The following is a 13,370-nucleotide window of genomic DNA, read 5'->3' on the forward strand; positions in this document are numbered from 1 at the left end:
GCCCGTGGCGAAGCGAGAAGCTGGGGAAAAGTCCGAAGAAGACAAACTGCTGCCGCGCTTGCGCCGCCAGCACGCCTGGCTGGACCACCTGGTCAGAGCGAACGAGGCGTTCACCGAGCGGTACGGCAACCACTACGCCGCGGCGATCACCTACTTCAGCGTGCTGTCGCTGTTCCCGCTGCTGATGGTGGGTTTCTCCATCGCGGGCATGGTGCTCCAGGGCGACCAGGCCGCGCTCGACCAGCTCAAGAAGGGCATCACCGAGTCCGCGCCGGAGGGCCTCGGCAACTTCCTGTCCACCATCGTCGAGACCGCGCTGCAGGCCGGCGCCGGTACCGGGATCTTCGGCCTGGTGCTGGCGCTGTACTCCGGCGTCGGCTGGATGACCAACCTGCGTGACGCGCTGACCGCGCAGTGGGGGCAGGAGAAGAAGCAGCTGCCGATGCTGCCGACCCTGCTGCGCGACCTGGTCTCGCTGGTCGGGCTGGGGCTGGCGCTGGTGGTGTCGTTCGGCCTGACCGCCGCGGGCAGCGGCGTGGGCAGGCTGCTGCTCGAACTGGTCGGGCTGCAGGACCAGGCGTGGGCGGTGTTCCTGCTCCGGCTGGCCACCATCGTGCTCTCGCTCGCCGCGAACGTGCTGGTGTTCCTGTGGGTCATCGCCCGGTTGCCGCGTGAGCGGGTCAGCGCCCGCAGCGCGGTCAAGGGCGCGATCATCGCGGCCGTCGGGTTCGAGGTGCTCAAGCAGGTCACCACGGTCTACCTCGGCTTTGTCTCCACCTCGCCGAGCACCGTGTTGTTCGGCCCGATCCTGGGCCTGCTGTTCTTCGCCAACCTGGTCTCGCGCTTCCTGCTCTTCGTCACCGCGTGGACGGCCACCGCGAAGGAGAACGAGCGCAAGGTGGTCGAGCCGCCGGCGCCGGTGATCATCCGGCCGCGGATGGACGTGCGGCGCGGCCCCGGCGGCAAGGTGGTGGCCGGCGCGTTCGGCGTCGGTGCCCTGTTCGGCCTGCTGAGCAGGCGGCGGCGCCCGCGTCCGTAGCCAGCGGAAGAAACACACCCCATCGCGGCGCTTATGCTCGGTGAGATTTCCACACGATGGGGTGAGCGTGACCGACACCGAACTGACCGCGCGGGAGACCCCCGCCAAGCTCCGCTATCCACGAGAGATCTGGGTGCTGGTGGGCGCCAGCTTCCTGATCGCCATCGGCTACGGCCTGATCGCGCCCGCCCTGCCCAGCTACGCCACCAGCTTCGACGTCGGGGTGACCGCCGCCTCGGTGGTGGTCAGCGCGTTCGCCGCGATGCGCCTGGTGTTCGCCCCGGCCAGCGGCAGGCTGGTCACCCGGTTCGGGGAACGGCCGGTGTACCTGTGGGGCCTGCTGATCGTGGCGGTGTTCACGCTCGCCTGCGCGGCCGCCACCGAGTACTGGCACCTGCTGCTGTTCCGCTCGCTGAGCGGGGTCGGCTCCACCATGTTCACCGTGTCCGCGATCGGGCTGCTGATCCGGATCTCCCCGCCCGAGCTGCGCGGGCGGGTGTCCGGGCTGTGGGGCACCAGCTTCCTGCTCGGCAGCATCGCCGGGCCGGTGGTGGGTAGCGGCCTGGTGGCGGTGTCGCTGCGGGCTCCGTTCCTGTTCTACGGGCTCGCGCTGGTGCTCGTGGTGGTGCTGGTCTGGCTGAACCTGCGGCGGTCCGCGCTGGCCGGGCGCGCCGAGTCCGACGACGCCACGCCGCCGATGAAGTTCACGCAGGCGCTGAAGCACCCGGCCTACCGCGCCTCGCTGATGTCCAACTTCGCCAACGGCTGGGTGGTCTTCGGGGTGCGCGGCTCGCTGATCCCGCTGTTCATCGTGGCCGTGCTGGCGCGCGGGGAGGAGTTCACCGGGTTCGCGCTGGCGGTGTTCGCCGCCGGGAACGTGCTGGTGATGATGATCTCCGGGCGGTTCGCCGACACCCGCGGGCGCAAGCCGATGGCGCTGGCCGGGCTGGTCATGCTGGCGGTGGGCAGCGGCACGCTCGGGCTGACCGACAACGTGTGGCTGTTCCTGGGGGCGTCGCTGCTGGCCGGGGTCGGCGCGGGCACGGTCAACCCGGCGCACAGCGCGGCCGTCGCGGACGTGCTCGGCGTCAAGGCGCGCGGCGGCGGGGTGCTGGCGGGCTTCCAGATGGCGGCCGACATCGGCGCGGTCACCGGCCCGCTGGTGGCCGCGGTGATCGCCGAGCAGTGGTCGTACGGGGCCGCGTTCGCCATCACCGGCGGGGTGGCCGGGCTGTCGGTGCTGTTCTGGCTCGTCGCGCCGGAGACCCTGCCGAAGCCGCGGGCGGACGAGCACAAGGCCCAGGACGCCGCCCGCGAAGACTGCTGCAAGGACACCTGACTGAGCCTGCCCGATGTCACGAATGTGGCTTTCGAGACGCTGGATGTCTCGAAAGCCACATTCGTGACGTTTGGCAGAAGGCTCAGCGGATCCGGGGCAGGACGTCGGTCTGCTCGGCCAGGAGGGCGGCTCGTTTCCGCCGGTGGCCGACGATGAACCCGGCGATGATGAGCAGTGCCACCACCAGCGTGATGATCCACCCGGTGGTGCCGAACGGGTCCTCCTGGCTCATCGCGGCCGCCGACTTCGCCGGGTCCTCGCCGAGGTCGGGCCCGGCCTGCGCCGCCCCGCCCGGCTGCAGGCCGCCCTCGCGATAGGTGATCTGGCCGACCGGCTGCGGTTTTGCCGCGGCCAGCTCGAAGCCGTAGTCGAGCAGCTTGCCTGCCTGGTCGGAGACCCGCATCGGCTTCTGCTCGCCACGCAGGGTCACCACCGCCAGCCGCTTGCCCTGCCGCTGCGCCGCGCCGAGATAGGTGTGCCGCGCGTCGTCGGTGAAGCCGGTCTTGCCGCCGAGGAAGCCCTCGTAGATGGTGAGCAGCTTGTTGTCGTTGTACAGCGGGAAGCTCGGCTTGTCGCCCCAGCCGGGGAACTGCACCTGCTTGGTGCCGACCGTCTTCGCGAAGGTCGGCTGCTTCATCGCGTAGTGGAAGATCAGGCTCATGTCGTAGGCCGAGCTGGACATGCCCGGACCGTCCAAACCGGACGGAGTGGCGGCGCGGGTGTCCATCGCGCCGATCCGCTGCGCCGCCGAGTTCATCTTCTCCAGCGCGGCGGGCACCCCGCCGAGCGTGGTCGCCAGCGCGTGCGCGGCGTCGTTGCCCGAGTGCATCAGCAGGCCCTGCAGCAGCTGCTCGACGGTGTACTGGCCACCGGCGACCAGCCCGACGCAGGTGCACTCCTGGCTGGCGTCCTCGGCGGACGCGGTGACCACGCGGTTCGCGTCCAGCTCGTTGACCGCCACCAGCGCCAGCAGCACCTTGATCAGCGACGCGGGCCGCTGCCGTGCGTGCGGGTCCTTCGCGGCCAGGATCGCGCCGGTGTCGAGGTCCTGGATCACCCACGACGCCGAGTTGATCACCGCGGGCGGATCGGCCGCGCCGCGCGGGAGGACCAGCCCGCATTCACCCATCCGGTCCCCACCGACCGGAGTAGCGGGCACCGGCAGCGGCTCGGGTGCCTTCTGGCCCGGCTTGGGCACCTCGGAGGTGTCCACCGGCGGTGGCGGCACCGCCCGGTCCCCGGTGCAGCTCTGCTTTTCCGGTGCTCTCGGGGTGACCTGCGCACCGGCCGCCGGTGCGAGCACGGTGGTCGCGGCGAGGATCGCGGACACCATGACAAGGAGGAGATCGCGTGGGCTGCGCACCCCAGCAGGCTAGCCGCGCCCGCGGTGAGCGATGAACTACCCTCCGCCGTTATGAGGATGTCGGGACGGACCTCGCTGTTCCTGCTCGCCTTCGGCGTGTGGTCGTGGATCATCTGGGTGAGCTTCGCGCGGAACCTGTGGGAGAGCGACCGGGCGTGGGCGCCGGACGGCTCGCCGACGGCCTACTTCGTGGTGCACGCGGTGCTCACCGTGGTGTCGTTCGTGCTCGGCACGATCATCGGCGTGATCGGCTGGCGCGGGTGGCGCGCGCGGAACCAGACCAAAGAATGATTGCTCCCGCCTGACCGGACGTGTTTCATCTTGCGGGTGTGCCTGAATCCCAGGCCGTTTCCTGGAGGTGTGGATGTCCCGGGTCCGACGATGGCTGCTGCCCGCCGCCGCGGCGCTGACGCTGGCCAGCACCGGCGCGCCCGCGCTGGCGCAGCCCGCCGCGCAAGCCGCTCCGCAGTGTGACACGACGAGTGCGGAGTACACCTATGTGGTGATTTACCAGCCGCACACTTCCGCGTGGCAGGTGGACAAGGAACTGGCCGCGAAATGCGGTTCGAAAGTCGCTTACTACTCCGAAATCGGGGTGGCGGTCGCCACTTCCCGCAATGCCGACTTCCAGGAGAAGATCGGCGCCTTCCGCGCCTATTCGGGTGGCCGCGAGGTCGCCGAGCCGCCGGCCACCGCGGCCGCCGAGCTGCGGGCCGAGGCCCGGTCGGAGCGGGAGAACGAGGAGACGGTCAGCGTGGCCGCCGAAGGTGACCTGACCGCGCAGCAGTGGGACATGCGCGCGATCAAGGCGCCCGAGGCGAACAAGATCAACCCGGGCAGCGGGTCGGTGACCGTCGGCGTGCTCGACTCCGGGGTCGAGCCGGAGCACCCCGGGCTCAAGCACGCGGTGGACGCGAAGGCCTCGCGGGGCTGCAACTCCGGTGCGCCGGACGCGGACCCGGCCAGCTGGGTGACCACCAGCTCCGACCACGGCCTGCACGTGGCGGGCACCATCGCGGGCCAGGACACCGCGCGTGGCTTCGCCGGGGTGGCGCCGGGCGTGAAGATCGCCTCGGTGAAGGTGGTCAACGAGGACGGCCTGATCTATCCGGAGGCCGCGGTGTGCGGGTTCATGTGGGCCGCGAAGCAGGGCTTCGAGGTGACGAACAACAGCTACTACGTCGATCCAGGCATGTTCTACTGCCCGAAGCAGCCGGGTGACGCCGCCGCGTTCGAGGCGGTCAAGCGGGCCGTGGCGTACTCGCAGAAGAAGGGCGTGCTGAACATCTCGGCGGCGGGCAACAGCGGGTTCGACCCGAAGGCCCAGACCACCGACCCGAACCGCCCGCACCCGGTGGACCCGAGCTGCGAGATCCTGCCGAAGGGCATGGACGGCGTGGTGACCGTGTCGTCGGTGGGTTACCAGGGCACGAAGGCGTCGTACAGCAACTACGGTGCCGGGCAGATCGAGGTGACCGCGCCGGGTGGTGACCGGGCGCAGCTGCCGCCGGCGGGCGAGGGCGCGGCTTGCCCGCTGTCCACGGTGTTCAACGGCCAGTACGGGTACAAGTGCGGGACGTCGATGGCTTCGCCGCACGCGGCGGGTGTGGCCGCGCTGCTGGCGAGCAAGTACCGGCACGTGCCGCCGCAGGCGCTGTCGTTCCTGCTCCAGGCGAAGGCCGACCCGGTCTCGTGCGGCGGCGCCGCCGAATGCGTCGGCCCGGACCACCACAACTCCTTCTACGGGCGGGGCCTGGTGAACGCGCTGCGCGCGGTGAAGTAATCACCGGCTGAGCGAACACGAATGTGGCTTTCGGAGCGTTTTTCGCCCCGAAAGCCACATTCGTGTCCGGGGGTGTCCCCCTGACCAGGGGACGACTCCCACTCGAGGAGGATTTTCCACAATTGACCCGCGGAGCGCGGGCGCGCCGCCGGTTCCGGGAGTAGGGTGGCGGCCTGCGCTCCGGGCGCGGAATCCGAACTGATCTCAGAGAACGAAAGGCAACTGTCATGGGTGGTGGCTCCGAAACGGGCGGCAACTGACCGCTCCGGCGGGGATGGCCCGTGCCGATCACGGGTCATCCGCCCACCGGCGGTCCGCTCACTCGGCGGAATAGTCCGCCACGAAGCCGAACCGCTTGCCGAGTTCGGGGTCGACCGCGGAGAAGGTCACCACCAGGTCGTGCCCGACCCGCTGCTTGTCCAAATTGGACGCGCCACGGTTGACGATCTTCATCCGCTGGCCGCGGCCCGCGTCGCGGAACACCACCCGGTGCTCGAACCGCCCGACCTTCTTGGTGAACAGCACGTCGAAACTTTCCGGTGCGTGGCCGTTCATCAGGTCGGCGGAGAACTTCGGCCACTGCCAGCCGACGGTGATCAGGTCACCGGCCTCCACCACATCACCGAGGTGCACGTAGACCTCGAGCTTCGGCTTGCCGTTCGACGACAGGCCCCATGCCGAGGTGGCCGTCGCGCGGGTCCCGGTGCTGGTGTCCTCCGGCCCGGCGTGGAGCGCCGTGCAGACGACCTGCCGCCGGCGCCGCTCGGTCAGTTCGTCGTTGCCGTAGTAGACCATGTTGACGGAGATGTAACGCGGCAACTCGTCGGGGGCGGATTCGAGCACGAGTTTCCGGGTGACGTGCGCGTCGCCGTTCGTTTCGATGACCACTTCCTGATGCCACGCCCGGATGGCCAGCGGTGAGTCGTTGCGCAGCGCGTCGGCGTACTTGTGCAGCAGCCCTTCGGCGATCGCTTTACGGCTGCGGAGCTTCTCGGTGCCGGCAAAGGAGATCAGGCCCGCCAGCACGAACAGGACCGCCGCCGCGGTGGCGAAGAAGACGCGCAGCCAGGTGACGCCGAGCACCTGGCCCAGCACCCCGCTGACGGTGAGCACGGTGATCGCGCCGGACAGCGTGCGGAGATAACCGAACCGGTGGACCACCAGTTCCAGGTCCCCGAGCACCGGGGTCAGCCGGCGGGCGACGATCTTGCGGATTTCGGCGTTCGCGCCCATTTCCACCCGCCCCCTCGCTGACGTGGATCACCCGGCCATGAATCGTAACGCCAGGCTCCCGATCAGTCACTCGTCGTCGCTGGGCCATTCGGGTTCCCCTCCGGTGCACCGGATGTAAATTTCCTTGCTGCTGCGGAGAATCCCTCGAATGGCCCTGTAACAAATTGCGCGCTTTTCCCGCCATACGGGCAGGAGTCGCGATTCTCTCTCCCTGCCGTCGGAGTCGAGGAGTTCGGATCATGGGGTTACGCCGTCATGCCGTCCTGCGCGCGTTGCGAAGAGCGCTGGCCTTCGCGGTGGTCGTACCACTTGCCGCGGTGGTCGCACCGGTGGTGCCAGCCGCCCATGCGGTGGTGCCCACGGGGTTCACCGACACCGTCGCGATCGGCGGGCTCTCCTCGCCGACGGCGGCGGCGTTCGCGCCCGACGGGCGGGTGTTCGTCGCCGAGAAGAGCGGGCTGCTCAAGGTTTTCGACTCGCTCGCCGACCCGACCGCCACCGTGTTCGCCGATCTCCGCACGCAGACCCAGGACTTCTGGGACCGCGGCCTGCTCGGCCTCGCCGTTGATCCGGCGTTCCCGTCCCGGCCGTATGTCTACGTTTCCTACACCTACGACGCGATGCCCGGCGGCACCCCGCCGCGCTGGGGTGACACCTGCCCCACTCCGCCCGGTGCCACCGACGACGGCTGCGTCGTCACCGGCCGCGTGTCCCAGTTGACCATGGGCGCGGCGGGCACCGCGGTCAGCGAGAAACCGTTGGTCACCGATTGGTGCCAGCAATATCCGAGCCACTCCATCGGTTCACTCGCCTTCGGCCCGGACGGCGCGCTGTACGCGGGCGGCGGCGACGGCGCCAGCTTCAACTTCACCGACTACGGCCAGGTCAAGAACCTTTGCGGCGACCCGCCTTCGCCCGCGGGCACGAACCTCACGCCACCTGATGCCGAGGGCGGCGCGCTGCGCTCGCAGTCGGTGCGGCGCCCGGCCGGGCAGCCGGTGGTGCTCAACGGCGCGATCCTGCGCATCAACCCGGACACCGGCGAAGGCATGCCGGGCAACCCGTTCGCGGGCAGCGCCGACGCCAACGCCCGCCGCATCATCGCCTACGGCATGCGCAACCAGTTCCGCTTCGGTTTCCGGCCCGGCACCGGCGAAATCTGGTCCGGTGACGTCGGCTGGAACGCCTGGGAGGAGATCAACCGGATCACCAACGCCGGCGACTCGGTCGCGGAGAACTTCGGCTGGCCGTGCTACGAAGGCGCCGATCGCCAGGCGGGTTACGACGGCGCGAACCTCACCCGCTGCGAATCGCTCTATTCCGCCGGCGGCCAGACCGTGCCCTACTACGCCTACCACCACACCGCGAAAGTGGTGCCGGACGATCCTTGTCCGACCGGTGGTTCTTCGATCAGCGGAATCGCCTTCGAATCGGGCAGCAATTATCCACCGGCCTATTCCGGTGCGTTGTTCTTCGCCGATTCCTCACGCGGTTGCATCTGGGCCATGCAAACCGAAGCCGGGCAGCCCAGCCCGAACCGGCTCGTCCCGTTCGTCACCGGCGCCAACGTGCCGGTTCAGGTGCTGACCGGACCGGGCGGTGACCTCTTCTACGTCGCGCTCGGCGGTGGTGAGCTGCGCCGGGTGAGCTACAGCAGCGGCAACCGCCCGCCGGTCGCGGTGGCCACCGCGACCCCGTCCAGCGGACCCGCGCCCCTCGCGGTGCAGTTCAGCGCCGCCGGTTCGAGCGACCCCGACGGCGACGCGCTCACCTACGCCTGGGACCTCGACGCCGACGGCCAGTACGACGACTCGACGGCGGTCAACCCGACGCGCACCTACACCACCGCGGCGGCGCTCACCATCGGCCTGCGGGTCAGCGATCCGAGCGGCGCCACGGCGACCACCACGGTGGCGGTGACCGTCGGCAATCCGCCCGGTGAGGACCCGGTGCCGGTGATCGACACGCCGACGCCCCCGCTGAACTGGCACGTCGGGCAGACCGTGCCGTTCTCCGGCCGGGCCGCCGACGCGCAGGACGGTGAGCTGCCGCCGTCGGCGCTGTCGTGGCGCCTGGCGATCCGGCACTGCGCGCCCAACGGCACCTGCCACACGCACAACGTGCAGGACTTCCACGGTGTCGCCGGCGGCTCGTTCGTCGCGCCCGACCACGAGTACCCGTCGCACCTGGAGCTGACGCTCACCGCGACGGACTCCTCGGGCCGGACCGCGTCGCTGACGGTGGAACTGCAACCGAGGACCGTCGCGCTGAGCTTCACCTCGCAGCCCAGCCAGGCGCTGCTCACCGTCGGCGGAGTCGAGCAGCGCACCCCGTTCACCCGCACGGTGATCGCGGGCTCGACCAACTCGGTGAGCGCGAACAGCCCCCAGCACCTGCCGCCGCTGAACCTGAAGTACGCCTGGACCTCGTGGTCGGACGGCGGGGCCAGGGCACACAACGTGGTCGCGCCGATGAACCCGGCCACCTATCGGGCGAACTTCCGGCTCTGCTGGTTCCTGAACCCCTGCTAGGCCAGGAACAGGACGGCCGTCAGCACCAGTCCGCCGACGGCCATCACCCAGGTGTACGGCAGCGTGGACTGCATGACCTTCTCCGGCCGCACCCCGGCGTACTGGGCGCTCCAGACCGTCTGGGTGCTGGTCGGGTCGGACACGCAGAGCACCTGGCCGTAGGACGACATCAGGCCGAGCACCGCGGGCGCCGGGTAGATCCCGCCGGAGACGAGGACCCCGGCGACCCCGGCGCCGAGGCCGTACACGTTGAGCGGCCCGCGGTACAGGCACAGCGGCACCAGCACGGCGAAGACCAGCACGAACCACACCGCGCCCGACGGGCTCACCGCGGAGATCAGCGGCTGCAGCGCGCTCACCGCGCCCGGCAGCTTCACCGCGGACAGCAGCATCCCGATGGCGATGAACAACACGATCGGCGGGGCCGCCACGTCGAAGGCCCGGTACAGCGACCGCAGCGCGCGCTCGCCGAGCTTGCCGGGCCGCGTGGTGGTGAGCAGCCCGTAGACCAGCCCCACCAGCAACGACGGCACGATCGGCACTTCGAGGCCGAGCGCGAGCACGATCGGCAGGAGCGGCGTGAGCAGCGCGTACCAGGGTGCGTCGCCACGCCGTTCCCGCGCGGCCGCCCGCGACCGGCGCGGGGCGCGCACCGCCCACGCGTGCCGGGCGCCGGTGCGCCGGGTCTCGATCAGCACGTACGCCACGCCGACCACCAGCGCGATCGGGAACACCTTGAGCTGGAACTCGCGCACCTGCTCGATCGGCAGGTCCACCGCGTCGGAGAGGAACTGCCAGCCGATCAGCTCCAGCGGCAGCCCGGTGGCCAGTCCCATGAGGACGGTGCCGCCGGCCACCACCGGGGCCACCCCGACCGCGATCATGGCCGGGATGCCGACCACCCCGGCGAGCATCGCGGCCGGGGCCGAGCCGGTGATGCTGCCGCACAGGATCGCCACCGCGTACACGCCGAGCGCGACCACGGCGGGTCGTTCCCCGCCGAATTCGACGATCTTGCGCACCAGGGTCGCGGCGATCCCGGTGTCCTCCATCAGCGTGCCCAGCCACGAGCCGAGCAGCACCGCGATCATCGTCGCGGCGAGCATCGCGGACCCGGTCTGCAGCACCGAGCCGGTGATGCTGTTCTCCTTGCCCATCAGGCTCGCCCCGGACAACGCGGCGATCACCACGGCGAGCAGCCCGAGCGCGAACGCGGTCGGGATCTTGCGGGTCAGCATCAAGGCGACCCCGATGGCCATCACGCCAACAATCGCGATACCCATGATCAAGCTCCGTTTCTTCGGCCGTGCCTCCGGCACGGCGTGCGAGGTCGCTTTTGAGCCGGTCGCTGGACTGAGGCGCGCCTCGCCGTACCGGCATTGGCGCGCCTCAGTCCAGCGACCGGCGCGACCTCGCGCTGGGCGCGTCCATGGCAGAGACCAGGAAGTTGTTGAGCAGCAAGGGGTCGATGCCGCTGAGGTGCTGGGCGTAGCGGTGCACGACCAACTCGTCCGCGCCCGCGACGTGGGCGCGCAGCCGCAGCACGCGGTGGCCGAGGCGCCGGTTCAGTTCGCGGGTGCGCACGCCGTGCAGCAGGTGGTGCCCGACCTCGTGGGCGATCGCCGCGCGGCGCAGGCGGTCGGCCGGGATCGGGTGGCCGCGTTTCGCGCTGACCTGGCGCGCGAAGTCCAGGCTGTCGCGGTAGAGCGTCACGCGGTGGTCGCGGTGGTGGTACTCGGCGAGCAGAATCTCGCCGGGCCGCTTGCCGCCGGTCTTCTCGCGGATGTCCAGCTGCGGCAGTTCCGGGTGCTCGGCGGCCAGTTCGTCGCCGTACTCGAAGGCGATCCGCGCCCACGCCCGCAGTTGCTCGGGCGTGCGGTGTTCATGGGTCGGCGTCGCGGCGAGGAACCGCGTGCCGAGGTCGAGTGCGTTCATCGCCGGTCCTCCAGCAACGCGACCAGCGGCTCGTCCGGTTGCCGGGTGCCGAGTTCGGCGCCGATCAGCGCGAGCAGCTGCTCCCGGTCGAGCACCCCGGACAGGTCCGCGATCTTCGGCCCGGCCAGCAGGTACACCGCCGGCGCCCGGGAACCGCCGTCGCCGACGGACGTGTGCTCGGTGACCAGGTCGGTCAGCCGCGCGTTGGCCTCACCGGCCGTGGTCTCGGCGAGGTGCGCGCCGGACAGGTGCAGCCGGATCACGCCTTCGCCGTCCACCACCCGGATCTGCTCGGCGGGCCGCGAGAACCTGCCCAGGAAACCGGTTTTGCGGGTCTTCGCGCCCCAGACCCGGTGGTGCGGCGTGGCCGCGAGTTCCCGCACCGCTTCGGGTTCGACGCTGATCGACCGGGCGACCTCCTGCCGCACCTTGGCTTCGTCCAGCTTCTCGGCGCGGTCCTTGGTACGCAGCTCGGTCGCGCCGGTGGCCACCGCGCGGATCAGGTTCCGCTGCGGATCGACCGTCACGTCGACGTCCACCCCGGCGGGATCGGCGCCCTGCGCGACCACGGCCCGTTCGGCTTCCGCGCGGGTGGCCAGCACGTCACCGTGCGACGGGTTCGGCACGATCCGCTCGACCGACTCCCGCACCATCGCCAGCGCCGCGCCGAGCGGGCTGATCACCTCGCTGTGCGCCGCGATCCGCCAGTCCATAGTGGACGAACGACCGAGGAACGGGGTGACCGCCGCCGCGCCACCACCGCCACCGACCAGGGTGACCGCGTCGAGCCGGTACGCTTCGACCAGTTCGTCGACGACTGCCTTGACCGGCTTGGTGGCCTGCTCCAGCACGGCCGTCGCGGCCCGCTCGACGTCCAGCCCGAGCGCCGCGGCGAGCGGGGCGAGTGCCGCCTTGGCGGTGGCCGGATCGGCGTGCGCGTAGCTGCCGTCCGGCACCACACCGAGCGCGTTGGCGGCGCAGGTCAACGTGATCGCATACCGCTTGCCGTCCGCGGTTTCCAGTGCGGCGTAGTCGGCGGGATCGCCTTCCTTGGGCGAAACGGTGATCAGCTTCGCGCCGTCGAGCGCGTCGGCGAAGCAGGCGTACGGCAGTCCCGCGATGTGCGCGCTTCGCGGCCCGACCGCGGTGACCGACTGGCCGGAGACGCGGATCAGCGAGCCACCACCGATGCCGACCGTGCGCACGTCGAGCGCGGGCAGGTAGGTCTCGCGCCCGCCCAGTTTCGCGTGCCGGACCTGCACCTTGCCCCGGCGCACCACGCTGATGTCGGTGGACGTACCGCCGGTTTCCAGGAAGATGCCCTCGCTGAGCCGTTCGCCCATCAACGCACCGGCCACCCCGGCCGCCGGGCCGGAAAGCGCGGTGAGCAACGGGCGCTTCCGCATTTCCTCCAGCGACATCACGCCGCCGTCACCACGCATCACCATCAGCGGCGCGGTGATGCCCGCGGCGGCGACGCTGCGGTCCACCAGGTCGGCGGTTTCGATCATGCGCGGCATGATCCCGGCGTTGAGCACCGCCGTCCTGGCGCGTTTGGACAGTCCATAGAGGCCGGTGATCTCGTGCGTCGCGGTCGCCGGGAGGTGCTGCGAACGCGCCTCGCCGACCACCGCGCGTTCCCCGGACGGATCGTCCACACTGAACGGTTCCACCGCCACGATCACTTCCGCGCCATCGGAATGCAGCTTCGCGACGGCTTCCTTGACCGCCTGCGCGTGCTCCGCGTCCTTCACCGCCGCGTACCGGATCGGCAGCGGGCGGCCGGGTGCGAGTTCCAGCTTGCGCAGCGACCGCAGCCGCCCGGTGGCCCAGCCGTCGAAGCCGTGCCCGATCCCGGCGATGCCGACGGTGGCCACATCGCCTTCGAGCAGCGCGTTCGTCGCCTGCGTGGTGCCGTGCGCCAGGAACGACACCGCGCCGGGATCGATCCCAGTCCGCTCGTGCAGTTCCCGCAGCGCGGTGAGGATGCCGTGCGCCACCCCGTCGGCGTGGTCGTGGCTGGTGGGGACCTTGACCTGCCCGAGCAGGGTGAAGGTCCGCGCGTCCACGGCCACCGCGTCGGTGAAGGTGCCGCCGACGTCGATCCCGATCCGGACGGCCTGCGTCGTTGCAGTCATCTCCAGTCC

General features: G+C 70.6%; 10 protein-coding genes. 5 read left to right on the forward strand and 5 right to left on the reverse strand.

What is annotated here, in order from left to right:
• Window positions 1-4: 4 nt before the first annotated feature.
• Together yhjD and A4R43_RS35140 are read left to right on the forward strand one after the other, a co-directional pair.
• Window positions 5-1,039 carry an inner membrane protein YhjD gene (gene yhjD / locus A4R43_RS35135; RefSeq protein WP_418190765.1) on the forward strand — a complete coding sequence of 345 codons (1,035 nt, stop codon included), beginning with the start codon at window positions 5-7 and terminating at the stop codon, window positions 1,037-1,039.
• A 67-nt stretch (window positions 1,040-1,106) separates the two neighbouring features.
• Window positions 1,107-2,378, forward strand: coding sequence for an MFS transporter (locus A4R43_RS35140; RefSeq protein WP_236808472.1), 1,272 nt, complete (start codon window positions 1,107-1,109; stop codon window positions 2,376-2,378).
• 82 nt (window positions 2,379-2,460) lie between these two features.
• Here the strand turns inward: A4R43_RS35140 and A4R43_RS35145 are convergent, their stop codons facing one another.
• Window positions 2,461-3,711, reverse strand: a complete 1,251-nt coding sequence (locus A4R43_RS35145; protein ID WP_113696017.1) for a D-alanyl-D-alanine carboxypeptidase family protein — start codon at window positions 3,709-3,711, stop codon at window positions 2,461-2,463.
• An 81-nt stretch (window positions 3,712-3,792) separates the two neighbouring features.
• On the opposite strand from A4R43_RS35145, the gene A4R43_RS35150 reads away from it, so the two are divergent.
• Together A4R43_RS35150 and A4R43_RS35155 are read left to right on the forward strand one after the other, a co-directional pair.
• Complete coding sequence (locus A4R43_RS35150) at window positions 3,793-4,032, forward strand: SCO4848 family membrane protein (RefSeq protein ID WP_113696018.1); 240 nt, start codon at window positions 3,793-3,795, stop codon at window positions 4,030-4,032.
• A gap of 73 nt (window positions 4,033-4,105) precedes the next feature.
• Window positions 4,106-5,524, forward strand: coding sequence for a S8 family peptidase (locus A4R43_RS35155; RefSeq protein ID WP_113696019.1), 1,419 nt, complete (start codon window positions 4,106-4,108; stop codon window positions 5,522-5,524).
• 318 nt (window positions 5,525-5,842) lie between these two features.
• Here the strand turns inward: A4R43_RS35155 and A4R43_RS35160 are convergent, their stop codons facing one another.
• Window positions 5,843-6,757 (reverse strand): hypothetical protein, encoded by a 915-nt coding sequence (locus A4R43_RS35160; protein ID WP_113696020.1) that lies wholly within the window; start codon window positions 6,755-6,757, stop codon window positions 5,843-5,845.
• A gap of 239 nt (window positions 6,758-6,996) precedes the next feature.
• On the opposite strand from A4R43_RS35160, the gene A4R43_RS35165 reads away from it, so the two are divergent.
• Window positions 6,997-9,288 (forward strand): PQQ-dependent sugar dehydrogenase, encoded by a 2,292-nt coding sequence (locus A4R43_RS35165; protein WP_236808473.1) that lies wholly within the window; start codon window positions 6,997-6,999, stop codon window positions 9,286-9,288.
• Here A4R43_RS35165 and A4R43_RS35170 read toward each other — a convergent pair.
• From A4R43_RS35170 to A4R43_RS35180, 3 genes are all read right to left on the reverse strand, one after another.
• Window positions 9,285-10,571, reverse strand: coding sequence for a transporter (locus A4R43_RS35170; RefSeq protein WP_113696021.1), 1,287 nt, complete (start codon window positions 10,569-10,571; stop codon window positions 9,285-9,287). The two genes, A4R43_RS35165 and A4R43_RS35170, sit on opposite strands and share 4 nt — an antisense overlap.
• A gap of 106 nt (window positions 10,572-10,677) precedes the next feature.
• On the reverse strand, window positions 10,678-11,223 hold the full coding sequence (locus A4R43_RS35175) for a hypothetical protein (protein ID WP_113696022.1): 546 nt from the start codon (window positions 11,221-11,223) through the stop codon (window positions 10,678-10,680).
• Complete coding sequence (locus tag A4R43_RS35180; RefSeq protein ID WP_113696023.1) at window positions 11,220-13,361, reverse strand: hydantoinase/oxoprolinase family protein; 2,142 nt, start codon at window positions 13,359-13,361, stop codon at window positions 11,220-11,222. The genes A4R43_RS35175 and A4R43_RS35180 overlap by 4 nt, the downstream gene beginning before the upstream one ends.
• Window positions 13,362-13,370: the final 9 nt, after the last annotated feature.

Origin of the sequence: Amycolatopsis albispora (assembly GCF_003312875.1) — a bacterium.
GTDB classification, from domain to species: domain Bacteria; phylum Actinomycetota; class Actinomycetes; order Mycobacteriales; family Pseudonocardiaceae; genus Amycolatopsis; species Amycolatopsis albispora.

Excerpts from the sequence above, each read along its gene's own strand:
- A4R43_RS35155 (WP_113696019.1), top strand. The coding sequence starts at position 4,106 with ATGTCCCGGGTCCGACGATGGCTGCTGCCCGCCGCCGCGGCGCTGACG.
- A4R43_RS35170 (WP_113696021.1), bottom strand. The coding sequence starts at position 10,571 with ATGGGTATCGCGATTGTTGGCGTGATGGCCATCGGGGTCGCCTTGATG.
- A4R43_RS35160 (WP_113696020.1), bottom strand. The coding sequence starts at position 6,757 with ATGGGCGCGAACGCCGAAATCCGCAAGATCGTCGCCCGCCGGCTGACC.
- A4R43_RS35165 (WP_236808473.1), top strand. The coding sequence starts at position 6,997 with ATGGGGTTACGCCGTCATGCCGTCCTGCGCGCGTTGCGAAGAGCGCTG.
- A4R43_RS35175 (WP_113696022.1), bottom strand. The coding sequence starts at position 11,223 with ATGAACGCACTCGACCTCGGCACGCGGTTCCTCGCCGCGACGCCGACC.
- A4R43_RS35180 (WP_113696023.1), bottom strand. The coding sequence starts at position 13,361 with ATGACTGCAACGACGCAGGCCGTCCGGATCGGGATCGACGTCGGCGGC.
- A4R43_RS35145 (WP_113696017.1), bottom strand. The coding sequence starts at position 3,711 with ATGGTGTCCGCGATCCTCGCCGCGACCACCGTGCTCGCACCGGCGGCC.
- A4R43_RS35150 (WP_113696018.1), top strand. The coding sequence starts at position 3,793 with ATGAGGATGTCGGGACGGACCTCGCTGTTCCTGCTCGCCTTCGGCGTG.